This is a genomic window from Sporosarcina sp. AD_1, from assembly GCF_057373025.1.
In genome coordinates, this window is sequence record NZ_JBPVIR010000006.1 from 236,781 (window position 1) to 261,090 (window position 24,310).

Annotated in this window: 24 protein-coding genes and 1 riboswitch; of the genes, 17 read left to right on the forward strand and 7 right to left on the reverse strand. The window is 45.5% G+C overall.

Features of this window, described 5'->3' with window-relative positions; translation table 11 throughout:
* The first annotated feature begins 125 nt into the window (after nt 1-125).
* The 13 genes from ACSW3C_RS13520 (at nt 126) to ACSW3C_RS13580 (ending at nt 14,050) form a co-directional block, all read left to right on the forward strand.
* Nucleotides 126-890 carry an ABC transporter ATP-binding protein gene (locus ACSW3C_RS13520; protein ID WP_486563195.1) on the forward strand — a complete coding sequence of 255 codons (765 nt, stop codon included), beginning with the start codon at nt 126-128 and terminating at the stop codon, nt 888-890.
* Nucleotides 874-3,342 carry an FtsX-like permease family protein gene (locus tag ACSW3C_RS13525; RefSeq protein WP_486563196.1) on the forward strand — a complete coding sequence of 823 codons (2,469 nt, stop codon included), beginning with the start codon at nt 874-876 and terminating at the stop codon, nt 3,340-3,342. Before ACSW3C_RS13520 ends, ACSW3C_RS13525 begins: the two co-directional genes overlap by 17 nt.
* A gap of 129 nt (nt 3,343-3,471) precedes the next feature.
* Nucleotides 3,472-4,032 carry a YdhK family protein gene (locus ACSW3C_RS13530; protein ID WP_486563198.1) on the forward strand — a complete coding sequence of 187 codons (561 nt, stop codon included), beginning with the start codon at nt 3,472-3,474 and terminating at the stop codon, nt 4,030-4,032.
* Nucleotides 4,033-4,479: 447 nt separating this feature from the next.
* Nucleotides 4,480-5,895, forward strand: coding sequence for a DHA2 family efflux MFS transporter permease subunit (locus tag ACSW3C_RS13535; protein WP_486563199.1), 1,416 nt, complete (start codon nt 4,480-4,482; stop codon nt 5,893-5,895).
* A gap of 76 nt (nt 5,896-5,971) precedes the next feature.
* Entirely contained in the window at nt 5,972-6,826 is an 855-nt protein-coding gene (locus tag ACSW3C_RS13540) for a pentapeptide repeat-containing protein (protein ID WP_486563201.1), read from the forward strand.
* 124 nt (nt 6,827-6,950) lie between these two features.
* Nucleotides 6,951-7,511 (forward strand): GNAT family N-acetyltransferase, encoded by a 561-nt coding sequence (locus ACSW3C_RS13545; protein ID WP_486563202.1) that lies wholly within the window; start codon nt 6,951-6,953, stop codon nt 7,509-7,511.
* Nucleotides 7,508-7,978, forward strand: a complete 471-nt coding sequence (locus ACSW3C_RS13550; RefSeq protein ID WP_486563204.1) for a DinB family protein — start codon at nt 7,508-7,510, stop codon at nt 7,976-7,978. Before ACSW3C_RS13545 ends, ACSW3C_RS13550 begins: the two co-directional genes overlap by 4 nt.
* 43 nt (nt 7,979-8,021) lie before the next feature.
* Entirely contained in the window at nt 8,022-8,936 is a 915-nt protein-coding gene (locus tag ACSW3C_RS13555; protein ID WP_486563206.1) for a M23 family metallopeptidase, read from the forward strand.
* A 404-nt stretch (nt 8,937-9,340) separates the two neighbouring features.
* Nucleotides 9,341-10,879 carry a DEAD/DEAH box helicase gene (locus tag ACSW3C_RS13560; protein ID WP_486563207.1) on the forward strand — a complete coding sequence of 513 codons (1,539 nt, stop codon included), beginning with the start codon at nt 9,341-9,343 and terminating at the stop codon, nt 10,877-10,879.
* Nucleotides 10,880-10,893: 14 nt separating this feature from the next.
* Nucleotides 10,894-11,676: a YqhG family protein gene (locus ACSW3C_RS13565; protein ID WP_486563385.1), complete on the forward strand. Its 783-nt coding sequence runs from the start codon at nt 10,894-10,896 to the stop codon at nt 11,674-11,676.
* Nucleotides 11,666-11,980 (forward strand): hypothetical protein, encoded by a 315-nt coding sequence (locus ACSW3C_RS13570; RefSeq protein ID WP_486563209.1) that lies wholly within the window; start codon nt 11,666-11,668, stop codon nt 11,978-11,980. Before ACSW3C_RS13565 ends, ACSW3C_RS13570 begins: the two co-directional genes overlap by 11 nt.
* Before the next feature lie 359 nt (nt 11,981-12,339).
* A complete protein-coding gene (locus ACSW3C_RS13575; protein ID WP_486563210.1) occupies nt 12,340-13,371 on the forward strand; it encodes an ABC transporter permease in 1,032 nt (343 codons plus the stop codon).
* A 1-nt stretch (nt 13,372) separates the two neighbouring features.
* Nucleotides 13,373-14,050, forward strand: a complete 678-nt coding sequence (locus ACSW3C_RS13580; protein ID WP_486563212.1) for an ABC transporter ATP-binding protein — start codon at nt 13,373-13,375, stop codon at nt 14,048-14,050.
* 58 nt (nt 14,051-14,108) lie between these two features.
* Here the strand turns inward: ACSW3C_RS13580 and ACSW3C_RS13585 are convergent, their stop codons facing one another.
* Complete coding sequence (locus ACSW3C_RS13585) at nt 14,109-15,686, reverse strand: MFS transporter (RefSeq protein WP_486563214.1); 1,578 nt, start codon at nt 15,684-15,686, stop codon at nt 14,109-14,111.
* Between the two features lie 493 nt (nt 15,687-16,179).
* Here ACSW3C_RS13585 and ACSW3C_RS13590 point away from each other — a divergent pair, with 493 nt between their 5' ends.
* Together ACSW3C_RS13590 and ACSW3C_RS13595 are read left to right on the forward strand one after the other, a co-directional pair.
* The gene (locus ACSW3C_RS13590) at nt 16,180-17,154 is read left to right on the forward strand and encodes a quinone oxidoreductase family protein (protein ID WP_486563216.1); all 975 of its coding nucleotides are present in this window, start codon (nt 16,180-16,182) and stop codon (nt 17,152-17,154) included.
* Between the two features lie 47 nt (nt 17,155-17,201).
* Nucleotides 17,202-17,813 (forward strand): Type 1 glutamine amidotransferase-like domain-containing protein, encoded by a 612-nt coding sequence (locus tag ACSW3C_RS13595; RefSeq protein WP_486563218.1) that lies wholly within the window; start codon nt 17,202-17,204, stop codon nt 17,811-17,813.
* A gap of 63 nt (nt 17,814-17,876) precedes the next feature.
* Here the strand turns inward: ACSW3C_RS13595 and dapA are convergent, their stop codons facing one another.
* The 4 genes from dapA to ACSW3C_RS13615 form a co-directional block, all read right to left on the reverse strand.
* A complete protein-coding gene (gene dapA, locus ACSW3C_RS13600) occupies nt 17,877-18,770 on the reverse strand; it encodes a 4-hydroxy-tetrahydrodipicolinate synthase (RefSeq protein WP_486563220.1) in 894 nt (297 codons plus the stop codon).
* A 255-nt stretch (nt 18,771-19,025) separates the two neighbouring features.
* A riboswitch (Lysine riboswitch) is annotated at nt 19,026-19,203 on the reverse strand.
* A 123-nt stretch (nt 19,204-19,326) separates the two neighbouring features.
* Nucleotides 19,327-19,797 (reverse strand): inner membrane protein YiaA, encoded by a 471-nt coding sequence (yiaA, locus tag ACSW3C_RS13605; RefSeq protein WP_486563221.1) that lies wholly within the window; start codon nt 19,795-19,797, stop codon nt 19,327-19,329.
* A 155-nt stretch (nt 19,798-19,952) separates the two neighbouring features.
* Entirely contained in the window at nt 19,953-20,102 is a 150-nt protein-coding gene (locus tag ACSW3C_RS13610; RefSeq protein ID WP_486563222.1) for a hypothetical protein, read from the reverse strand.
* A gap of 30 nt (nt 20,103-20,132) precedes the next feature.
* Nucleotides 20,133-20,486 (reverse strand): winged helix-turn-helix transcriptional regulator, encoded by a 354-nt coding sequence (locus ACSW3C_RS13615; protein ID WP_486563224.1) that lies wholly within the window; start codon nt 20,484-20,486, stop codon nt 20,133-20,135.
* A gap of 126 nt (nt 20,487-20,612) precedes the next feature.
* Here ACSW3C_RS13615 and ACSW3C_RS13620 point away from each other — a divergent pair, with 126 nt between their 5' ends.
* Together ACSW3C_RS13620 and ACSW3C_RS13625 are read left to right on the forward strand one after the other, a co-directional pair.
* On the forward strand, nt 20,613-21,230 hold the full coding sequence (locus ACSW3C_RS13620; RefSeq protein ID WP_486563225.1) for a nitroreductase family protein: 618 nt from the start codon (nt 20,613-20,615) through the stop codon (nt 21,228-21,230).
* A 121-nt stretch (nt 21,231-21,351) separates the two neighbouring features.
* Nucleotides 21,352-21,645 carry a hypothetical protein gene (locus ACSW3C_RS13625; protein WP_486563227.1) on the forward strand — a complete coding sequence of 98 codons (294 nt, stop codon included), beginning with the start codon at nt 21,352-21,354 and terminating at the stop codon, nt 21,643-21,645.
* Nucleotides 21,646-21,702: 57 nt separating this feature from the next.
* Here ACSW3C_RS13625 and opuFB read toward each other — a convergent pair whose 3' ends face one another.
* The gene (gene opuFB / locus ACSW3C_RS13630) at nt 21,703-23,220 is read right to left on the reverse strand and encodes an osmoprotectant update ABC transporter permease/substrate-binding subunit OpuFB (protein ID WP_486563229.1); all 1,518 of its coding nucleotides are present in this window, start codon (nt 23,218-23,220) and stop codon (nt 21,703-21,705) included.
* On the reverse strand, nt 23,213-24,163 hold the full coding sequence (locus ACSW3C_RS13635) for an ABC transporter ATP-binding protein (protein WP_486563231.1): 951 nt from the start codon (nt 24,161-24,163) through the stop codon (nt 23,213-23,215). The genes opuFB and ACSW3C_RS13635 overlap by 8 nt, the downstream gene beginning before the upstream one ends.
* Between the last annotated feature and the right edge of the window lie 147 nt (nt 24,164-24,310).

Consider the following 24,310-nt stretch of genomic DNA (forward strand, 5'->3'; position numbering starts at 1 on the left):
AGATCCGATCAGACAAATGACAAAAATGTAAGTTGCCGCAGGTCTTTTGTTCGCTACTTCGATGGATGGCCCTGTGCTTCCACCGTATGCTTGGAGTATCAGATAAAGAAAGCGGGAGGATTCACATGGATGTCTTGTCAGTAGAAAAGCTGTCTAAAACCTATGAAGTTGCAGGAGGCTCTGTACAAGCGCTGAAAAGCATTTCATTCACATTAAAGAAAGGCGAGCTGATAGCCGTCATGGGCACGAGTGGTTCAGGAAAGAGCACGCTGCTTAATATACTTGGTGCATTGGACGAACCGACCTCGGGGAATATCGTCATCAACGGCCAATCGGCGAAACAAATGTTTCGGGAGCCGAATGCGACAGATTTCCGCCGAGACCATATTGGTTTTATCTTTCAATCCTTTCATTTGCTTAAAGATTTGACGGTGGAAGAGAATATTGGGCTGCCCCTTTTGATAAAAAATGAGACGAAGGAGCAAATTCGGCAAAAGACTAGCGCTATGGTAGAGCTGATGGGGCTTCGGGAGTGGCGGCACCACCGTCCGGTTCAGCTTTCGGGAGGCCAGCAGCAACGTGTGGCAATTGGCCGGGCTTTAATTACAGAACCCCCGATCGTACTTGCAGATGAGTTAACGGGCAATTTGGATACCAATACATCGAATGATATTTTGCGGGTGCTGACAGAGTTGAAGGTAAAGCTGAACCAAAGCATGCTCGTCGTGACACATGATCCGAATGTTGCAACGTATGCGGATCGTGTACTGTTTTTCCATGATGGTGAAATGGTTGATACGTATACGTGCAAAGGCAATGGAGATATGGAAGAAATCATGCGCATCTTCCAGGTGATTTTGGAGGGACGTACACATGAAGTCGTTAAATGAACTCGCTTTCCGATTTTTCCGTGCCAATCCGTTTATTGTCTTCACCTCGCTTGTCAGCATTGCCATCGCTGTATCCTTAATTGTCACCTTGTCCGTCTTTTCGTCCAATGCGAAGCAATCGGTGCAGGATGAAATGAAGGCATTGTTTGGGGAACAGGATTTAGCGATCGTCTATGACAGCGAAGGTCCGGACTATGATGAACAGGCATTATTCGACCTTGCGGCTGCGCATCCGGGCACGGAAGAAATTTCAAAAGTGTTTGTGACAAGAGCATTTGTCGAGCCTTTAGGTGGAAGTGTATATACCGTAGGAATGGGAAACGATGATCTTGCGAGAAGCCGGTACAATACAACAGTTGATTTGGACGAAACATCCGTCGCCATGTCGGAGCAGTTGGCCCACTCTTTGGAGCTGGCTGTCGGGGATGACGTGGAAATCGAAAACGGCCGGTTCAAGCTGGTCGAAATAATTGGCAATATTGAAGGGGCGGGCATTGTTCCGGATATGCTTATCTTTTCACTAGAGACAGCCCAATCGTTTCCGAGCAACGACTATGAGCTGACGACAACTGCCCTGATGATCAAGGCTGTTCCCGGGACGGATGTCGTGTCGATGGCAATAGATTTGCAAAAGTTTGATGACAGACTGCGGATTGATGTCATGGAGCAAGAAGACTTCGTTAAACAGAATATGGAATCCTTGACGGTGTTCATTGGTGTCATGGCGGTTTTAATATTGCTGGTGACGTCGATGATGGTCATATCCAATTTCGACTTGCTGCTATATAAAAACCGGAATCAGTTTGCCATCATGCGTGCAATGGGAGCACGGACAAAACAAATTGCCAAAATCGTTTTCATTCAAAGTACGTTAATAAATGTCACGGGTACAGTACTAGGGCTGCTGTTGGCGGCTGGCGGCAATCAATTGATCCAACCAACCTTCGGGCGATTATTTTCCATAGAGACGGAGGCAGCGACATTTAGCTGGACCGTTGCGACTATAGTGGCAGTCTTGTGTGCAATTGTCATTCAAGTTTTTCTAGCCATACCAGCCTATAAGGCATCGAAAGCATTGCCGATTCAATTGTTCGAGGAGAATGAAAAAATCGATTTTGTCAACTCCTCGCGCCGGCGGAATTGGGGCTTACTGTTAGCGACGGTGTCCTTACTTGCAATCCTAATCGGCTATGGCAGTCCGGACGATGGAGGAGGAGGCAAAGCGCTAGCATTCTTAGGGGGCGGGCTGTCATGTATCATTGCGTTATTTTTGCTAATGCCGCTGTTCATGGCCCATGTACTGCGAGCGATGCTGCCAGCTGTACAGAGAGTGTTCGGGAAAGAGGCGGCGGTTGCAGTTCAAATGATGTTGCCGCAAATACGAAAAAACACACTTGTCATCCTATCGATCAGCCTCGTCATGACGATTACAGTGTTCGGGTCGGTTTTATTGAACACCATTCAACAGAATGGACTAACGTATATCCACAAGCAATTTCCGACTTCAATTGTTTTGAAGAGCAGGTTATGGGATTCCGAGATCCCAACATTGGAACTGCAGAAGGAAGTGGAGGAACAGTTTCCGGGGAATACAGTATATACAGTCAGTAATGCGGCTCCAGGTGAAATTCAACTGGCAGGAAAACAGCAGGAGTTCAGCTACGTCATGACAGATTTGTCCACACCAGGTCTGTTGGAGGGACATGTAAAAGACCCGACAAAGGAAATGGTCGTCTCTGAAGAATTTGCTAAGAAGCATGAGCTTCAGGTAGGTGACACCTATCAGATCGGTGTTTTTTCCAACTCATCGTTGCAAGTAGAGTGGATAGACCAGATGGTCATTGGCGCCATTTCTCCCTCCATGTTTGATGTAGATGCCATGATGGATTGGAAAGCGACCCCTTTTCTGAATGAATACACGACGTTTCATGCCCTCTATTTGGATGCGGCCAATGAGGAGGAAACGATGAAGGCATTAGAACCGTTGAAACAGCGATACCCGGAACTTCAATTGTTTGGCCATCAAAAATCCGTAGATGAGGCAAATGCCATGTTCCTGCAGCGCTGGTCGATTTTCCTGATGGTGCTCGTTGCGCTTGTATTATCCGTCATGACGGGCGTGTGCAATACACTGATCAATGCGGTTTATGCGAAACGGAAGGAGTTTGCAGTTCTAAGGACAATAGGTGTGCGTCCGAGAGGCATTGGAAAAGTTATTTTGACACAGGTCTCTTTATATGTCATCATCGGGCTTTGCTTTGGCGCGGTCTGCGGGTTTTTATTATCGTGGATCATCCTGCTTATCGATTCCGGCAAACTGCACGTCAACGCATCACTGTTATGGGCGGTCGCAGCGGCCATGCTTACCATCAGCGTAGCGCTGTTTGTGCCCATCGGCCATAAGCTTGGGGCAAGAAAAATTAGTGTGGAAGTGCTGCAAGATAATAAATGATAATGAAAGCTGCCAACAAGGGGAAACTCTTCGCGGCAGCTTTTTTATTCGTAAGTTTACGTTATAAAAGAGGAAGGAGCGGGAAACGATGAGGGTAGGAAAAAATCATATGGAAAGGAGAAATAGTTTATGAAAAAACTAATTTTTGCTATGTCCGCTGCCGTGTTGGTGCTGGGCGGCTGTGGCAATAAAGAAAAAACCAATAACGAAGACACTACCAAAGTCGAGACAAACCAGGAATCTTCCCATCACGAGATGGAGCATACAGGTTCAGGCGATGTGCCGGACACACTCGAAGTTGCTGCAAACCCTACATATCCTGTCGGCAGCGAAGCCATCGTTCAAGCTGCCCATATGGAAGGAATGAAAGGTGCCGTTGCCAAAATCTCCGGTGCTTATGAAACGACTGCCTATGAGGTGACATACACGCCAGTCGGAGGTGGCGCAGAAGTCCCGCACCATAAATGGGTCATCCAAGAGGAAATCAAAGACGCGGGGAAAGAACCCTTGGCCGACGGAACCAAAATAACAATTGAAGCGGATCATATGAAAGGCATGAAAGGAGCAGAAGGCGTCGTCGATGCTTCCGAAAAGACAACGGTCTACATGATCGATTACACGCCGACGACCGGAGGAGAACCTGTGAAAAATCATAAATGGGTGACGGAAGAAGAGCTCACGGCAAAGTGAGACACTTTGTTGGGGTGACTGGCTAAGTGGCTGCGTCAAGTTAACTGGCTGGCGAGTGGAATTAGACAGCACATAAAAGGGTTGGAAATCAGTCGATTTCCAACCCTTTTCATTAACACCAAATTAGTATGAATCAGTCTCTCTTCTTTTTTCTTCCGCCTCATGTCTTTCATCCTTCATCTGGAGAACCTCCTCTTATAATTTTCCCCTTTAGGGGATGTATTCTCTTTCTCTTGTTAATGGGAAGATTAGCCTTTCATTTAGCCACCCGAAAAGATGCGTCTGAATAGGATGAATGTGTCGAAATTGTGAACGCCGTTCTTGTGTAATGTAAAAAAACACTTACACGGAGGAAGCCGTTTTTGTTATAGTTCAAAACGAACCGGCTAGCATCATGGAGGTATGCTCTGGGATTTGGACAATAAGTCGTTGTGAAACCAGGACGCAATGACGACAGAGTTAAAGGAGAAGTGGGTTGTGAATAAACAATATAAAACAGGTCCTATTATGGCTGCCCTGCTGATAGCGGGATTCGTCGGGCTCTTCAGCGAAACAGCGTTAAATATCGCCTTAAATGAATTAAAAGGAATTTTCAATGTCGATGCCACAACCATTCAATGGCTTGCGACAGGTTACTTTCTAACACTTGGCATCTTAGTGCCCGTGTCAGGAATCTTAATGCAGAAGTTCACCACGCGCCAAATGTTTTTGGCCTCAATATTATTATCTATTATCGGAACGATGGTGGGGGCTCTCGCTCCGGCATTTGGAGTTTTGCTTGCAGCACGAATCATACAGGCTGTCGGGCTTGCGATCATGCTGCCGCTTACGCAAAATGTTATTTTCACCATCTATCCACCGGATAAACGGGGCGGTGCCATGGGGATGATGGGCTTGGTTATTTTAGCGGGTCCTGCCTTTGGACCGACATTGGCCGGAATGATTTTAGATGCAATCTCATGGCATTGGATTTTTTGGCTGACATTACCGTTTTTATTTCTCTCCCTTGTCTTGGGAATCGTCTTCATTCCCAATGTTAATGAGTTGCGAAAGGTATCTATTGATTTGCTGTCAGTGATCTTATCAACACTCGGTTTTGGCGGCGTTGTCTATGGTGTCAGTACCGGCGGCAGCTTAGGATGGACCCATATAATAGTTCTCGGCTCTATTGGAATCGGGTTGATTTCTCTCATTCTATTTTCGCTCCGGCAATTGAAGATGCAGGAACCTATGTTGAATTTGCAAGCGTTCAAGCATCCTCTATTCACATTAGGCCTCGTCATGAATGTCATTACATTTTTCAATATGCTGTCATTGCTTGTCGTTTTGCCGATGTACATGCAGATGGCTTTGCTGATTTCAGCGTTCGTATCAGGTCTGGTTCTACTTCCGGGGAGTTTGCTCAATTGTGTTCTCGCGCCAATTGTCGGGCGATTATTTGATAAATATGGTCCGAGAGCTCTCATCACACCGGGAACGATACTCGTTGTTATCGCCTATATTCTTTACATGTCGCTTGGCTCGAATACTGCACTATGGCCTGTCATCTTAGCCCATATCATCATGATGGTGGGAATCGGCATGGTGATTCCCTCTGTGCAGACAAATACACTCAATGCCTTGCCGCGCAAATTGTACCCTGACGGTATTGCGATTTCGCAAACTTCACAACAGGTTGCGGGTGCGCTCGGAATCGGTATTATGATTTCCTTGTTCACTGCGCGGCAGAACCAGCTGCTTGAAACGGTGCAGGATGTTTCGTCCGCCGCTGCCTCTGCAGCTTCAGTTGTGTTTATAGTTGGTTTGCTGTTTGCAGTCATGAATGTAATTCTGTCCTTATTCATGAAGCGTCCTGCATCTTGAGAACAAAATAACTAATACAATCTCATTGGCTTTATAGTGTAATATAGAGATTACCTTACTGAAGGAAGTGTAAGTTATGTCTCAGCACGAAATTTTATCGGAACATCGTTCGAGAGAGTTGCGGAGCGACTGCGCCAATTGCTTCGCTTTATGTTGTGTGGCCCTGCCTTTCGCAGCATCCGCTGATTTCGCTTTTCATAAAGACGGGGGGACGCCATGCCCGAACCTTCAACCTGATTTCCGATGCAGCATTCATACGGAACTTCGTGAAAAAGGATGTAATGGCTGTGTAGCTTATGAGTGCTTTGGTGCTGGCCAAAAAGTATCTCAAACCATTTTTAAAGGGGAAGATTGGAAAACAGCGCCAGAAACTGCTTCATCAATGTATGCGGTTTTCCCAATCGTGCAGCAGCTCCATGAAATGCTCTATTATTTGGCAGATGCGCTATCGCGGGATGTCCTGCGTGATCTTCATGCAGATCTGCAGGCCGTTTATCAAGAAACGGAACAGCTTACCGAACTGCCCGCCGACCAAATCATACGGTTGGACGTGCCGATCCATCGAGCCAAAGTGAACGAGCTTCTTTTGATGGCAAGTGAGCGAATCCGATCGAATGCAGCTGCATTGAGAGATCCAAAGCGGCAACCAAAGAAAAAGCCAGGTGCAGGTGCTGACTTGATCGGTGCTAGTTTTAAGAATACTGATCTGCGTGGAATGAACTTTCGAGGTGCCCTTCTTCTCGGCGCTGACTTGCGACAAGCCGATTTGCGCGAGGCCGATATGATCGGTGCTGACCTTCGAGCCGCGAATCTATGCGGAGCCGACCTTCGCGGCAGTCTCTTCCTGACGCAAGCGCAATTAAACGCCGCTACGGGCGATGCGAACACTCAAATTCCTAATCACTTAACCTATCCGGTTCACTGGATGTAAAGACAAAACCAATCTCAATCAAGAGGTTGGTTTTTTGTTTCGCGATATTTTGAAACATATAATCGATCGGACCGTAGATATCTTTGTAGGATTATTTTGAAATCAAATAAAGGGGGCAGCTGTAATGGAATCTCCGTCCATGGCAACAGATCGTCTGGATCTTGTTCAAATTGAAATGAAACATGCTGAAGCGCTATTTAACAATTTTTCGAATCCCAAAGTTGTGGCTTACTATGGGATGGAGCCGATGACCGATCTTTCGCAAGCCGAGAGATTAGTTAGCCAGTTTGAGGATATGCAACGGGGGAAGAGAGGACTTCGATGGGGAATCATAACCCGAAAAGAGAACCGCTTCGTCGGTACTATCGGGTTAAATCAATTATCGAAAGGAATGAGACGGGCAGAAATCGGATTTGAGATCGATCCTGATTTTTGGCGCACAGGCATCACATCTGAGGCGCTGCAAGCCGTTTTACGTTATGCCTTTGAAGAACTGAACTTGCATCGGATGGGGGCAGTGACTTTCCTGGACAATGTCGCTTCGATCGGTCTTCTGAAAAAACATGGATTTCAAGAAGAAGGGATCCTGCGCGGTTATCTATTCCAAAACGGACAATCCCATGATGCCCGTGTGTTTTCACTTTTGGATTCAGAGCACCGTTCATCCAAGGAGAGTGCCGTTTGAAAACCTTCTTTCATTACAATTGGCAAGTGAGACAGGAATGGTATCGGTGGTGTGAGGAAGTGGAAGAAGAGGAGCTTCTTCGACAAAGAACAGGGGGCGTCGAAAGCATCTTGCAGACTTTATTCCATATTATTGATGTGGAATGGAGTTGGATACGTAGAATGCAAGGGAAGCCCGATCCTGTGGAAAACTTCGAGGACTTTTCTAGTTTGCACTTAATTCGCGAACTGGATGCGCAGTATCACGCGGAAGTCGCGGCATTCGTCGAAGCCTGGGAAGATCAAATGGAGAAAAACGTCTTGGTAGAAACATTGCCGGATGGACGGGTGAGCCAGGATACTTGGGGTGAGATCATGAGACATCTCATCGCACACGAAATCCATCATATCGGGCAGCTGTCAGTATGGTCCCGAGAAGTGGGGAAGAAGCCGATTTCTGCGAATCTTATCGGGAGAGGGCTTTTTTAATTGCCCGTTAGAGGTACGGAAAACCTTATAAATGGGGAAAGGAATGGATGGGATGTTGTTTACGGCTTTGCCGATCTTCATGATGATCATCTTGCCTGGAGCATTCATTTTTGTTTTATGGAGGGCGGCTTTCAAAAGCAAGCTGGAGTGGGCGATGGATGCGGGTTCAACAATCTTGTTGATTGCCTGGCTCTTTCAGTCTGCTAACTGGAGCTGGATTGGAGTTTGGGTTCGCTATGTATGGATTGTCCTACTGGCAGTCGCCTTGATTATGTCGTGGAGAAAAATACTGCGGCTTCCTATGAAGGTCGGGTACACAGGTTCACAGAAATTTTCGCTCGCAGTCCATGGATTTCTAATACTTGTATTTGGTTATTACAATGTCATGACCATTACGAGCTATGCAACAAAAGAAGAGGGGATCGACTTGGCGTTTCCTATGCAAGAGGGTGCCTATTATGTAGGGCACGGAGGGAACCATGTCATGATGAATTACCATCATGAGTACCCGCCTCAAAAGTATGCGCTGGATATTTTGGGGCTAAATGGTCTGGGGACACGTGCGAATGGCTTTTTACCTGAAGAGCTTGATAAATATGCAATCTATGGAGATAGCTTGGTAAGCCCATGCGATGGGACTGTGGTGAAGTCCGAAAATGAACTGGTGGATATGACACCACCCGAGATGAACTCGGATCATCCAGAAGGAAATCATGTGTTATTAATCTGCGATCAACACCCGGCTACAGTGCTCCTGGCCCATATGCAGCAAGGCAGTGTCGCAGTAGCAGAAGGGGATATTGTGAAGACGGGACAATATCTCGGAAAGGTCGGCAATTCCGGCAATACGTCGGAACCGCATTTGCATATTCACGCGGAGATGGCCGGAGAAGGGGTGCCCATTCGATTTGACGGGCGTTTTTTAGTAAGGAATCATGTAATCAAACCGGGGAAATGACGCCACCTTAGGGAAACTTCTGATGACAAGGAGTTTCCTTTATTGGCGTTCATCCCGGGTTAATGGCGTTCGTCTGGATTTAATGGCTTTCATCCAGAGTTAATGGCGTTCGTCCCGAGATATTGGCGTTCAGTCCGGGTTAATGGCGTTCACCTCGAGTTATTGGCGTTCATCCGGAGTTAATGGCGTTCAACTGGAGTTAATGGCGTTCATCCGGAAGTATTGGCGCTCAGCTCGATAATCTGGCGTTCGCCCAAATGTACCGTTACTCATCCATATCTACCAACGTTCACCCCAATTAATCCTCACACTTATTCGCCTTCTCTTCAAATCCATGACCCACCACTATACATAGTAATTTCTTAATTGGATAGCCTAACGGAAAGAAAAAGTTGGGTGAGGGGATGTATATGCGAATCGAGAAATCGTCTGATTGGATGGAAGGCTTGCAGAAACGGTTGGAAGGCGAGCAGGAGTGGGACAATTGGACGTTGTATCAAATGAGCTACGACGTGGAGAAGCGGAAGTTGATTCCGACTTTTTATGGTCTTCAGTCCCCGAAATTTTTGCCCGCTCTTAAGCCGTATCCTCATCAGTTGGAGGCGGCGGAGACGGTCATTGAACGGATGAACGGCAAGGCGATTTTGGCGGATGAGGTCGGTCTTGGTAAAACGATTGAGGCAGGGCTTATTTTGAAGGAGTACCTCATCCGTGGGCTTGTGAAAAAAGCGCTGATTCTGACGCCGGCTTCTTTGTCGACTCAATGGATTGAAGAGTTAAATCAAAAATTTCACATCCCCGCTGTTCCTTTCAATAAGAAGTACGACTTGAATTTATGCAATATCGTCGTGGCGAGCCTCGACATGGCGAAACGAAGTCCCCACAAGGAAAACATCTACAATCAGAATTATGATTTGGTCATCGTGGATGAAGCTCATAAATTAAAGAATCATAAAACGAAGAACTATGAGTTTGTCCAAAGCCTGAAAAAGAAATTTTGCCTGTTGCTGACGGCGACTCCCATACAAAACGATGTCTTTGAATTATTCCATCTCATCTCACTTCTTAAACCCGGTCACCTCGGAAATTTTGAGACGTTCCAGCAAGTGTTTTCCGCGAGCAAGCACAACGTGGAAGAAGATGAGTTTTTAAAGGAATTGATTAACCAAGTGATGGTGAGGAATTCCAGGCAGCATATTGGCCTTGACTGGACAAGCCGTCGGGTGCAGATTATCCCGATTGAATTCAGCGAGAAGGAAAAAGAAGTGTATGATCTCATCGCAAATTCAGCGGAGCATTTAAAGGCGTTTTCAGATGCATTCACAGTGATGACATTGAAAAGGGAGTTTTGCAGCAGCAAAGAGGCCGCTTGGCTGACGCTTGAGAAGCTCGTTGAAAAATGCAACGGTGCGGAAGAGCGGGCGTATATCAATGAATTGCTGATGAAGTTGCAGGCGCTCGAGATCAATACGAAAGCCGAGAAGGCGTATGAAATTATTAAGCAGGCGAATGACAAAGTCATTATCTTCACCGAATATCGGGCAAGCCAAACGTATTTGCAGGCGTACCTGTTCTCTAAAGGAATTACGAGCGTTCCGTTTAACGGCAAATTCAATAAAAGCAAACGGGAATGGATGAAGCAACTATTTAAAGAGAAAGCGCAAGTGTTGATTGCTACAGAGTCGGGCAGCGAAGGGATCAACCTGCAATTTTGCCATCATGTCATTAATTATGATCTGCCTTGGAACCCGATGAAGGTGGAGCAGCGGATCGGGCGTGTCCACCGGCTTGGGCAAGAGCATGATGTCCATATTTATAATTTGGCCATTAAACATACAATTGAGGATTATATGTTGGAATTGCTGAATACGAAAATAGGGGTTTTCGAAAAAGTGGTGGGTGAGCTGGACGATATCCTTTCAGAATATAGATTGTCAATCTAAGGGAGGTGATTAGTCTGTATCCAAAGCAGATCCAACAATATTTGAGGACGTTTTTCATGGAGACGAATTGCCCCATTGTACAGGAAAGCGAGCATCACCTATCAGTCCAACTAACAATCGAGATGGATAAACGGATCATGAACCGGCCCTTTTACTGGAGCTATGTGGAAAGTACGGGTGGCGAACCGAATCCAGCGCAGCTGACATTGATTACCGACAAAAACCGTATGGGTTTGAACATACCGGGGGAAGTCGTGCATTATGGTTCCCCCCGATTAAATCAGCTCTTTCAAGTGGCGAAGGAGAGAGGGGCTTTTGTCCAATTATTTGAGACCGTGGACAATCAAACCGGAGTACAAACAGTGCTGACCCCATGGCTCGGCGTAAACTATAAAATAACGTATAGCAGCGACCGGACGAAAGAAATGCTGTATTCGCTTGGGATGAATTTAATGACAGGCGCCATTATGGACGGATTCCACGAAACGGTCAGCGAGTTGAAGCTGGAAGCGGCCATTCCTCCAAACACTTTCTATTTGCCTTATATTATTAAACCGATGCGCGCAATCGAGCGGCTAGAAACATTGATCGATGAGTTAATTGCGCAGGACGACCACACATGGGCCGACGAAGCGATGGCAAGACAGAAAAGAGATTTGCAAGTGCTGGAGTACTTTTATAAAGACACAGAGGAACGTCCTGAAAGCTATGAAATGGAAAAGAAGGCGATTAAAGAGCAATATGAAACGAAGATTAAGGTGGAAATCATTAATGGGGGCTTGTTTTATGTCCGTTGATAGGATGATCCGCCGCCTACCCATCGTCATGCTCATACTATTCTTTTCATTGTTCTTCCAAGAGAATACCATTCAAGCTAAGCTAACTGAAAGGCCGCCATACGAACGAATCTTTCAGGAGATTGGATACAAACAATTGGATGTGGCACTCAGTGAAGCGGAAAAGCATTTTGAACATAAAATCACCTTGCCTCTTCGGGTGCCTCCTGTTGCATTTACACATCAGTTCGCTAGATTTTCTAACTTGAACGATTCCTTTGAACTTAAAATGATCAGTGATCAATATTCCGAGAACCATTATTAAATTGTCATCCGGCCACTTGCAGAAAAGCTCATTTTCAAAGACGAGAGCATTACAGGTACGTATCAACTGCTTGATCAAAGCGAGGCGCACTACATTAAACTGGAAGGCTTCGATTTATTGGTCTTTGAAAAGGATGTTTGGCAGTACAAGCTAATGGTAGATAAGCGGATATCAGATATTGTGACCCCTCAAGTTCTTGTAGAGATTGCCAATTCAATTGGGTATCCATTTGAGCAATAGTGAGCAACGGCCTGCGCCTGCAGGCTTTTTTAAATACTTGATTTTGTAATCAACTGTTCATCTTCCGTTTATATTGTCGCCGTAATATAAAGGCATGAACAATAACGGAGGCGATTTCAGTGAAGATAGCATGGAAAGAAATGCGGAAGAACAAAACAAAGTTTTTGATTCTCGGCTCGATTATATTTCTCGTCAGCTTTTTGACGTTTATTATTTCAGGATTGGCGAACGGTTTGTCGCAAGATAATGCGGCGTTAATCAAGGATTTACCGGAAGGCCAGTTTTATTTGAATGAAAACGCAAAGCAAACCTACAATCTGTCCAAAATAGATACGGGCTTGCAAGAGAAAATAGTGAAAGAACATCCAAAAGCAACTGCCTTTTCAGTGCAAATGGGATTTGTTAACGACTCGGAGGACAAGCAGCATAGTGTCGCGTTTGTCACCTCAACGGAATCCGATGTATTTGAAAATGTAAAAGAAGGCGAAATTCTCTTGGACAGCTCTCTCAAAGAAGATGGCATCCAAGTTGGCGATGTGTTGACCAACAACCAGTTCAGCGGTGAGTTCGTCGTCAAAGGCTTTGTCGACAAGAAGAAATACAGCCACGCGCCGGTTGCCTACATTAACATAACGAACTATCAAGAGATGTACCGTGTTATGGAAATGCAAACGATTTTCATTCCCGGAAAAGATGCACCGGCTTACAATGGCCTTGAGTCATTCAGCAATAAAACATTCTTGAATGCCATTCCAAGCTATAGTGCCGAACAAATGTCATTGAACATGATCATTTGGTTTTTAGTTGTCATTAGCGGCATGTTGTTCGCGATTTTCTTCTATATGATGAACGTGCAGAAAATCGGATTGTATGGCATTTTGAAAGCGATCGGGATGAAGACGATTGCGCTGTTTAAAATGATCTGGTTCCAAATGATTGCGATTACGCTTGTCGCATTGGCACTCAGCATTGGTTTAAGCCAATTGTTTAATTTCGTAGCACCAGAAGGAATGCCGTTCCATTTGACACTCGACACTGTCTTGATGCTATCGGCAGTTTTCCTTGTTGTCGGTTTTGTCGGTGCGACCATTTCCGGATTCCAAATTAAGAAAATCGAACCGCTTCAAGCGATTCAGCAAGGAGAGATGTAAGATGGCGACGTTTCTAATAGAAGATGTTACGAAGACCTTCACGAATGGCGAAGTGGAAGAGCAGATTTTGAAAGGCGTCGATCTTACCTTGAAGGAAGGGGAGATGACGGCGCTCATCGGACCATCCGGCTCAGGAAAGTCAACAATCCTGACCATTGCGGCCGGCCTGCAGCGGGCAACTGATGGAGAAATCCTTTTCGAAGGGAAAGATATGACGAAGATGTCGCAAGAGGAAATCCGCCAAGTGCGGGCGTCGGAATTCGGTTTTGTCTTTCAATCATCCCATCTCGTTCCGTTTTTGACAGTGGAAGAGCAGCTGTTGTTAATGCTAGATGTAGCAGAATCAAAGCTCAACAAGAAAGAGCAGGAAAAAGAAGTCGACAATATCTTAAAGCTCGTTGAAATGGATCACCGGAAAGACGCTTATCCGGCTTCTCTATCTGGTGGGGAGCGGCAACGAATAGCGATTGCACGGGCGATTATCCATCGTCCGAAAATCCTGTTCGCCGATGAGCCGACAGCAAGCCTTGATACGAAACGTTCCAAGGATGTCATGGAGTTGCTGCGTCAGCTGACCAAAACTCTGAAGCTGACCACGCTGATGGTCACACACGACGAAGAGATGCTACCGTATGTTGATCGAATCATCACCATGCGGGATGGCTATATTGTGGAATAAAAGATCATAAGAAAAGGGAACAGCGCGATAATGCTGTTCCCTTTTTTTATGAATTGCGTTACTCGGCAGGATGCTCTTTAGCGTCTCTGGCGAACTTTTTGCTGAAAACTAAAGCAATAATAATCATGAAGAGAGCGGCGCCTGCGGACGTTAAGTAGATTGGCTCGTATGCTGAATGGACTGCGCTTTGGAATGCTTCATTCAAAGCATCTCGTACGTCCGCCACCGGTATCTTTTCAATGTTCTCCTGGATATTGGCATACCCGCCGCCACTGACAGACTCCAATGCTCCGCTTGGCATGGCAGACGGATCAATTCCGTGTGCTTTTAATTTTTCAGGAATAAGCGTGCCCAATTGACTGAAGCCCTGCTGGATGAAAGCCGCAAAAATGGTAGGCGAGATCGTCAAACCGATTTGCCGGGCGACTGACAGCGTGCCGATTGCAGAGCCTTTTTGGGTGCCGGCTGCGTTCGAGGTCAGCACTGTCAAAGGAGCGCCAAGAACAAAACCGAATCCGATTCCTGCGATTACGGAAAAGAGAATAAACGTCAGTTTTGAATCTACAAAAAGACCGAGTCCCCCGAAACCAATCACCGAAATGATGCCCGAGAGGATAAGTGTCTTTACAGGACCTTGTTTATCAACAAAGAACCCGCCGCCTGCAGCCCCAATACCTGATGCTAAAGCAAGTGGTGTCATCCAATACCCTGACTTGGAAGCTGGAATGCCGAGAATCTGCTCCGCATACGAAGGGATGAAGATGACTGCTCCAATGAACAGCCCGGACAGTGCCCCCATTACCATCGTCATGGAATACGTTGGTTTACGCAATAAATGATACGGTAAAATCGGATCGACATGCTTCGCTTCATTCCGCTTTTCCACAAAGATCAGCAAGGCAAAAAGGACAACACCAAGCAGCAATAAACCGAGTGTACTCCAGCCGAGAAGACTGTTTAGCAAGCCTCCTTCACCCAAATTGTTGACTGCAAACATGACACTTAAGATGGAGAAAGATAATAGAGAGATGCCAAGAAAATCGATTTTTGACAGTACAGACGTTTTTGTTTCTTGTAAGGAAAGCCAGCCGAAGATGACTAACAGAATACCAATGGGAACATTGATTAGGAAGAGCCAATGCCAATTACCCGTCAAATCGATCAGAAAGCTGCCGATATTCGGACCAACAACAGAAGCAATCCCGTTCATCGCACCAAGCAATCCTAGCTTGCTGCCTTGTTTCTCTTTTGCAAATGTACTGAGGACATGGGAGCTGGCGATAATGAATATCCCGCCGCCACCGAGCGCCTGGAATAAACGAGCCGCCAAGAACAGAGTGAAATTGGGACTCAGTGCAACACCGAGTGAACCGATCGTGAAAATGGCGACCTCAATGAGGAACAATTTCTTCCGGCCATAGCGGTCTGCCAGCTTACCGACAATTGGTGTGGCGACAGCCAGGCCAAGCGTGTACAGTGTGATTCCCCAGGCACCCGACGTCGCTGATACATCGAACGAAGAGTTGATTGTTGTCAAAGCGGCACTAATAATCCCGTTATCCAGCGCCGCCATGAATACGCCGATCAATAGTATCGTGAAGCCTAATGTAGTCGTCTTGTTTTCCTTTATTGCCATCGATCACACCTCCATAAATAATGATTGATTATTATAATAATCGAAAATGAACAGAAGGCGAACTTTATGTTACAAGTGGGGCTGCATTAATTGTTTCTCTTCTATTAATGAATTATGCCCGAAAATATCCATCCTTGATTCTAAATTGCTAAGAATCCTTTATGCTTCGTCTATTAGACTTGTTTGGTTACTCACATAGCACAAAGCCCAATTGGTGAGGATTGCTCTCACATTTAGGGTTGCTAATTAAGGAGGATTATTGAACCGCATTCTTAGTATTGAGTCAATTTTTTATGCATCAAGCTGGATCATTTATCATTGTTCGGATTGGAATTGAAGACTTGTTGAAAGCAACACCGTTAAGGAGCCATTGCACTTTTCCTTTGATTTTGAATCGTATTTAATGAACTTGATTCGAAAAACTTATGCAAGTGCATAGGAATTTGAAAATTTATGAAAACTATTTTTCATGCTACATTGAGTATGGGAGGGGATGAATGTGAAAGCGATAATTCAAAAAGAATTCGGTGGACCCGATGTTCTTATGTTAGAGGAAATGGAACGTCCGAAAATTGGTGCAGGAGAATGTTTACTAAAAGTTGCATTTACAAGTGTGAATTATGCTGACATAAAAACTCGCAGAGGCAAAAAAGGAAAAGGACAATTTCCACTAATACTGGGATTGGACGCAGCTGGGGTCATTGAAGAGGCTCATCCTCATTCAGGTTTCTCAAAAGGGGATCGCGTCGTTGCGTTCCCTAAATATGGATCGTATGCAGAATACGTGATTGCGGATGAAAGGTTAGTCTTTAAAATTCCCGAAAGTCTTTCATTTGAACAGGCGGCTGCTTTGCCGACTATATCGTTTTTAGCATTTATCCTATTACATGAGATCGGGCAAATTAATAAAAAGGATACAATTGTTATACATAGTGCTGCTGGCGGTGTTGGCTCCATGCTTGTACAGCTAGCGAAATTATATGGAACGCAGACAATTATTTGTACGGTAGGCCATATGGAAAAAGCAAAGTATGTAAAGAGCTTAGGGGCGGATATTGTATGCACCTATGATTCGTTTGTTGAAGAAGCCTTGTATCATACGGATGGTCAAGGAGCAAATGTTATCTTTGACTCTGTAGCCGGTGAGGTAACAGGGAAGAGCCTAGAATGCTTAGCATTGTACGGTACACTTGTGCAATTTGGAAATAGCAGTGGTCTGCCAGGAACCTTTACTACAAATGATGTCCATAGTAGCTGCAGAAGTATTAAGGGTTTTAGTTTAGGTACTACGAGAAAGCATGACCCCGCTCGATTGGCATCTATTGCTGAAGAAGTAATTGAGTTAATTACTTTACATCAGGTTGCTCTTCCTATCGCTCAAATTTTTACATTACAAGATGCCTCAGAGGCTCATCGATTAATGGAAAGCCGTAAATATGAAGGAAAGATTCTTTTGAGAGTGGAGTGAAAGCATGTATTAAATATGACGAATGAAAGAGGGAGAGGAGAGTATGAATGAAAAGACAGATACTAGCCATTTCAGGCGGGGGATTTTCAGAAAACACCCCATTTATTGATGAGTACCTGTTGAAAATCTGCCGGAAACAAGGGCCAATTAAAATCGCATTTATTGGAACGGCAAGCAACGACGCACCGGGATATATCGACAAGTTTTATGAAGCCTTCCGAGAGGAGGAGCCAAGCCATTTAACAAGTAAAGACTTTCTGGCGCCCGCTATTCAAAAGGTCGTGAATGCGTTGGACATCGTGTATGTGGGTGGGGGCAACACCCAATCTATGCTTGAAATCTGGCGCCGGACCGGTTTTGATGAGGTTCTGAAAAATGCATATCAAAATGGAGTGATTCTAGCTGGGATAAGTGCCGGTGCGATGTGCTGGTTTGAGACGTGCTTTAGTGAAAGCAAGGAAGGATATGAGGAGTTTCAAGGGCTTGGGATGTTGAAGGGAAGTCTGTGTCCTCATTATAATGAAGAGTCTCGGCGTCTTGCATTCGATGCCTGGGCACCCAGTAGAAAAGGCAGCCCCATCTATGCATTAACAGACAACGAAAACTTGCACTTTCAAAATGAGATTCTGCTTGCGAAGATCACAACGCCATGCAACTAATCCATGATAAGAAATGCCAGGCTCCACTATCGTGTGAACCTGGCGTGTTACTTTGCTAGTTGATCAATTCCTTGAAAAAGCTAATTCCTCATAGAGCGTTAAAGATTGGTATAAGCTGCGCAGCTGATCGCTATTGAGCGGAATCATCGGCAAACGGACGCCGCCAACTGGTATGCCTTTTAGGTTGAGTGCCGCTTTGACAGCAGATGGATTTGGCGCTGCGAATAGGGCTCGCATGATAGGCAGCAGTCTGCGATGTTCCCGGGCAGCTTGTTCAAAATCACCCCGTTGAAAATACGCGATCATCGTTTGCATGTCGTTTCCGACTACGTGAGATGCGACTGAAACGACGCCTGCGCCGCCGATTGATAATACAGGAAGTGTCAGCCCGTCGTCGCCACTATATAATGCAAAGCTCTTTGGCGTGCGATCAATAATTTCGGCCATAGTGTCCAAATCACCGCTCGCCTCTTTGATTGCCACGATGTTGCGGATCTTCGAGAGGCGTATGACGGTTTCAACGGACATATTGACAACACTGCGTCCCGGAATATTGTATAACATGATCGGCAGAGTCGTGACCTCTGCAATGGCCTTAAAGTGCTGATAGAGCCCTTCTTGACAAGGTTTGTTATAGTACGGAGTCACGAGCATAATGCCGTCGACACCCGCATTTTCCGCGAGCAGGGTCAGTTCCATGGACTCTTTCGTATTATTGGTGCCAGTTCCTGCAATGACCGGCACCCTGCCATTTACAACGTTTACGGTAAACTTGAATAACTTGGCTTTTTCTTTGTTCGTCAAGGTCGGGGATTCTCCTGTTGTTCCCGAGACAACCAATGCTTCGGTGCCATTGGAAATCAAATAATTAATCAGGTTCTGTGTTGCCTGGAAATCAATTTCACCCTGTTCATCAAAAGGAGTCACCATAGCTGTTACAATTCGTCCGAAATTCATTGTTCTCCACATCCTATCATTTTTTTATAAAAAATAGAGGGAGAAGGGCAAGTGATCAATCACGCCTCGGAATAATTGGCCGGGATTTAGTCGAGCTGTTATGTGCAACTCTCAAAATGGCTGACCTCCGCCGAAGGCTTAACTTGGAGAAGCAGGAGCATGACCTCCGTGCATCTAAACGATCCAAGTGAATTGAACGCAAAAAAGCAACAACGAGGGCTCGTTGTTGCAGTTGAAATAATAAATTATTTCATTGCATAAGATAGCCCTCCATATAGTTTCCTATATGACAATTCTGTGCTTATTCAACGCAGAACCAGCTTCGAGATAATGAGTTTCTCTCCACTTCGGCAAATTCCCCTTTCCACAGTCTTCATCGGATCTCATTATCCTCTGACTGTGTACTGATGGTCTTTGCGCCTCTATCCTTACTTCAAAACTTGCGAAATAAGTGAATGTTAAATTACTACGACTTTACCCCTTTTCAGAAGCAAATGCAAGCAAAAACTTAAAAAGTTTTAAAAATTCGATTGGAAAGTACCTTTACAGAAAAATATTAATCTGCTTCTCTCGCCTTTTGTGTATCACGGACGTTTTTCTGCACCGTAATTGCCGCGAAAATACTTAACACAAACGCCATCGCATAAAACCCTTTTTCACTCAAGACGATACTGCCGGCATTATACAGGCCAATCGCCATTAGAGCGATCGCAACGATCAGCGCAAACCAGCTGATGCCATAATAAATATTTGTCACCGGGACGTCTTCCTCTTTATCTCTGACCGCTTTTTGCAAGGAAACGGAAGCATAAAGACCGAAAATGAGAACGGCAAAGTAGTAACCTTTTTCATTTAATTCCATGCCCGCATTAAACAAGCCGATTAAGTAGGATGACACTCCGATCAGCAACGCTGCAATGGATGCCCCTTTAAAAGCAACTGTCGGTTCTCCGTCTTTTCTTTCCACTTTTATTTTTGGTATCTGGGGTTTTTCTTTATCTATTATATATTCCTTTTCCTGGGTCATTGAATCATCTCCCTCCTCTTTCCTTCATCATAGCTAAAAGATTACGAGGCGACAATTGATATTTGAAATATTGTTTCTCTTCGCAAATTAATTACAAACAAAAGAACGCTAGCCAGTTGGGAAGCGTTCTGTAATGTTCAGCTATTTATAGAAAATTAAAAAGCCACAACGACAAGGGCGAGGAGAAAACTAATGACGGCAATTATGGCCCAATCGAGTTTCCGAGTTAGACCGAAGAGGATTGTGATAATGGAACAGATGATAAAGTTGACGACGAAAAGTATGCCGAACGTTATAAAAATCATAGGAACACCCCCTTAGACCTATCCCTATTTCTACTTCCTGTTCACAAACTCTTCCTTCTTCTCGACCCAGCCTAATATCGCTTTGAAGACATCCTTGAATTCATGACCAGGCGGGGTTAATTCGTATTCGACCTTTCTCGGTGCTTCCGCTATGATGCGCTTCACCAGCAATCCTTCTTCTTCCAGATCTTTGAGTCGTTCAGACAGCAGCCTATCTGAGATTCCGTCGATTGCATTCAGCAATTCATGATACCGTTTAGGTCCGTCGAACAAATTAAAGATAATGATGCCCGTCCATCTCTTCCCGATGAACTCTATGGCGTTTCGGTATTTCTGGCAAGTGGACTCTGTGCCGGTTTCTATCGTTTTAAGATCTTTTTCCATATTTCCAACCCCGTTTTTTACTTTTTCTTATCATATCACATTGCAAAACACTTGACGTCTTGAACTTACTAAAAGTATGCTAGTTTTGTGCTTACTAAAGATTAGTTCTAAACAGGAGGAATTGGAATGTCTGAACATCTATCCAAATTGATTCGGGAACGCCGATCGGTCCGAAAATATGATTCGAGTGCCAAGGTTGAAAAAGAAGAACTGCTTGAGATGCTGGAAGAAGCGACACTTGCGCCTTCCACAAGCAATTTGCAGCCTTGGGAATTCCTTGTCTTCCTAGATGCGGCAGAAAGAAAAGACTTGCGGGCGATCGCATATGATCAGGAACAAATCGAAACAGCTTCTGCTGTCATCGCGGTACTAGGCGACAAAGAGTTTTACAAAAACGTAGGCCCGGTCTATGACAGTATGTCGGAAGCAGGCTATATTGATGATGCAAGCAAGGAAGTGCTTGTCAGCAATACAAACAAGACATATCCGTACGCGCCGGAAGAAGCACGTAAAAACATGGCGACATTTGATGCGGGACTTGCTGCGATGCAGTTCATGCTCATTGCAAAAAATCGCGGGTATGCGACTGGGCCGATGGGCGGCTTCGACAAAGCGAAGTTCTCTGAACGCTTCCAAGTAGATGAGCGGTATTTCCCGATCGTCCTCATTACAATAGGTAAGGAAAATGCCCCAGCGTATCAAACTACCCGGCTACCGATTGAAAATAAGGTGAAATTTATCTAATTGCTAATGCAAAATAATGTATTCAAAGGCCGGGTTCATATGGACCCGCCTTTTTTGTTGTGTAATGAATCTTATATCCGGTTTAAACGTATGAGGGGTAGTAGAGAAGAAGGAGTGATTGGTGTTCTTTAATAAACTCAAAAACCCGTATAGCGGGCAACCAGCTGAAATAACGGGGGAGCTGGAGGAATTGTATGCTGTCATTCTTTATTTCACCCCGACGGCCGTCTATGTGTATGAAGATAAAACAGATTCACATGTCATCCACGATGGCGGCCATATTGAATTATGGGACGACTATGACACGGTTTGGTCCGGAACGTATATCGTGACATACGTGCATAAGCTCCAAGAAGCGCTCGATCGATACAAGGTGGATGAGCTGGGGCTTCTCGTCGTGCCGCTTGAGTCCTAGCCCTCTCTGGAGAAAGAAATGGCCGAGATCGGGAATCATTGATCTCGGCCATCTTGTTTATTTCAATAAACCCGCATTCTTTAAAAATTCACGTGCCACGTCTACCGGGCTTTCTCCTTCCGCGTTCACTCGATAGTTCATGTCGCGCATTTCATCGTCGGTCACTTTGCCGGCGAGTTGGTTGAGCACATCTTCGAGTTCCGGATACTGTTCCAAGGTCTCCTCCCGCAAGAGAGGCGCTCCTTGATATGGCGGGAACAGCTCTTTGTCGTCTTCCAGGACAGTCAGTTTATATTGCTGTAGCTCGCTGTCTGTTGAATAGGCGTCCATCAGGTTAATATCACCGGTTTTTATTGCCTGGTAGCGGAGTTTCGGCTCCATCGTTTGGACCGATGGGAAGTCGAGTCCATATAGGTTTTTAATGCCTTTGTAGCCGTCTTCGCGATCTTTGAACTCAAGGGTGAATCCGGCTTTGACAGCACTTTCGACAGCAGCGAGGTCCGAGATGGTTTTTACGCCATATTGTTGTTCAAAGGCTTCGGAAACTGCAAGTGTGTAAGTATTGTTGTATGCCATTGGAGGCAGTAGGGCGAGGTCAAATTGCTCCGCCAAGCCCTCCCTTGCCTGCTCATAGACTTCGTTTCGGTCGTTGCTGACAGCCTCTTCTTTCAGAAACTCGGATAAAGCGGTCCCTGTGAATTCAGGGTACATATCGATGCTCCCAGATTGCAGAGCTTGGAAAACAAATGATGTCTTGCCGAGACCCGGCTTCAGTTCAACGGACAAATCTGTTTCTTCTTCAATTAAGAGCTTATACATATTAATAAGAATTTCTGGCTCTGCTCCTAGCTTGGCTCCGATTACAAGCTGTTTGTCTTCACGCAGCGAGAGGAACGGTAGAACGATGACGAGAAGCGCAATAACCAAGCATGCGGTTAAAGCGATTGTGGCTCGCTTAAAGGATAATCCTTCAAATTTCCGCAACAAGAAATCAAATCCAAGTGCAAGCAGAGCAGCCGGAATGGCGCCAAGCACGATGAGATAAGGATCGTTACGATCGATTCCCAGCAGGATCAGATCCCCAAGTCCACCGGCCCCGATGAGTGCTGCGAGTGTCGCGGTCCCGATGATAAGTACCATGGAGGTGCGGATACCTGCCATAATAACGGGCATGGCAAGTGGGAGCTCGACTTTCGCCAGCCGTTTCCACCGATTCATCCCCATCGCAGTCGCCGCTTCTTTCAAGGATGGATCCACTTCATTAATGCCTGTATACGTATTCCGTAAAATCGGGAGCAGTGCATAGGCGACAAGTGCGATAATCGCAGGCACTTTGCCGATTCCGAACAACGGAATGAGCAGTCCGAGAAGGGCAAGCGAAGGGATGGTCTGCAATACGGCACTCGCTCCTATGATTGTTTCAGCTACCCGTTTCCGGTTCGTTAAATAAATGCCGATCGGAATGGAAATGAGTACTGCGAGAAAGAGGGAAATCAGCGAGATTTGGATATGCGTCAACAGCGCACTGGCCAATTCAGCCTTCCTGTCTTGAAAGACATTCAAAAAATTATTCATTCGCTAGACGTCCCTCCCTTGCATCATCGGCCAAATAAGCAATTACAGTTTCCCTTGATATCATACCAACCACTTCGCCTTCTTGTTGAACCGCTACCTGTTCTGAATCAACGAGGGAATGCAAGAGTTCCGCCCAGCCGTCGTCGATTGAGATGGTTGGGAAGTGATCGGATCCTTCTGCAATGGGCCGTAAATGGTCTGCTATCTTAAAAGGTTCCGGTATGCCGCTTGTAATAAATTCATGAACGAAAGCTGTCGCAGGCTGGGATGTCACTTCTTGAGGGGTGCCAATCTGTTCTATCTTTCCATCCTTCATGATACAAAGCCGGTCTGCCAGCTTTAAAGCTTCCTGGATATCATGAGTGACAAAGACGATCGTCTTTTGGATCGTCTTCTGCAGATGCATCAAATCATCCTGCAATTTCGCGCGGCTAATTGGATCAAGGGCGCTGAACGGTTCGTCCATCAGGATAATGTCGGGATCAGCCGCCAATGCGCGGACCACGCCAATTCGCTGCTGTTGCCCGCCGGATAGTTCACTCGGCTTCCTATGCCGGTATCTATCTGCATCCAGACCTACCATGTCGAGCAATTCGGTAACACGGGCATGAATACGCTCCTTTTTCCATTTCTTCAGCTCAGGGACAATCGCAATATTCTCCTCAATCGTCATATGGGGGAACAAGGCAATCTGCTGCAGGACGTACCCAATACGCCAGCGCAGTTCGTGAATCGGGTACTCGCTGACTTTCTTGCCGTCGATCCAGATCGTACCCTCCGTGAGGGGGATGAGGCGATTAATCATTTTTAACGTCGTCGTCTTCCCGCAGCCGCTCGGACCAATCAACACAAGAAACTCGCCACGTTTGATTTCCAAATTGATAGAATCTACAACAACAGCTTGCTCATTATACGACTTCGACACATTGTCAAAACGAATCATCGGTTCACTCCTTTCCTTTTTCCTATCATGCCACAAGTTACTAGCATAAGGAAATGATATCCAATTTAGTTAGGGGATTTAACAGAGTTGTAGAGTTAATATGTATGAGCACAGTAGGAAAGTCATGAGTTTTTCTGCTGAAGTGCG